This is a genomic window from Escherichia sp. XD33 (assembly GCF_019375075.1).
Taxonomy (GTDB): domain Bacteria; phylum Pseudomonadota; class Gammaproteobacteria; order Enterobacterales; family Enterobacteriaceae; genus Enterobacter; species Enterobacter flexneri_A.
The window spans coordinates 1-635 of sequence record NZ_JAENDM010000296.1 but is presented as its reverse complement, the minus strand read 5'-3'; the positions used below and the strand labels follow the sequence as shown (position 1 = coordinate 635).

At 47.4% G+C, this 635-nt stretch carries 1 tRNA gene and 2 rRNA genes; all 3 read right to left on the bottom strand.

The window, feature by feature from the left end:
• Window positions 1-99: ribosomal RNA gene (locus tag K0778_RS26885) — 23S ribosomal RNA — on the bottom strand; the annotation flags it as partial.
• 184 nt (window positions 100-283) lie between these two features.
• Window positions 284-359, bottom strand: a tRNA-Glu gene (locus tag K0778_RS26880).
• Window positions 360-530: 171 nt separating this feature from the next.
• A 16S ribosomal RNA gene (locus K0778_RS26875) occupies window positions 531-635 on the bottom strand; the annotation flags it as partial.

Sequence of the window (635 nt, the reverse complement as noted above, 5' to 3'; positions counted from 1 at the left end):
ACGGTTCATATCACCTTACCGACGCTTATCGCAGATTAGCACGTCCTTCATCGCCTCTGACTGCCAGGGCATCCACCGTGTACGCTTAGTCGCTTAACCTCACAACCCGAAGATGTTTCACTTCAGAGTTGCGAAAATTTGAGAGACTCACGAACAACTTTCATTGTTCAGTGTTTCAATTTTCAGCTTGATCCAGATTTTTAAAGAGCAAATATATCAAACAAGACTTAACAGTCTGTTTTGAGATATTGAGGTCGGCGACTTTCACTCACAAACCAGCAAGTGGCGTCCCCTAGGGGATTCGAACCCCTGTTACCGCCGTGAAAGGGCGGTGTCCTGGGCCTCTAGACGAAGGGGACACGAAAATTGCTTATCACGCGTTGCGTGATATTTTCGTGTAGGGTGAGCTTTCATTAATAGAAAGCGAACGGCCTTATTCTCTTCAGCCTCACTCCCAACGCGTAAACGCCTTGCTATTCACTTTTCATCAGACAATCTGTGTGAGCACTGCAAAGTACGCTTCTTTAAGGTAAGGAGGTGATCCAACCGCAGGTTCCCCTACGGTTACCTTGTTACGACTTCACCCCAGTCATGAATCACAAAGTGGTAAGCGCCCTCCCGAAGGTTAAGCTACC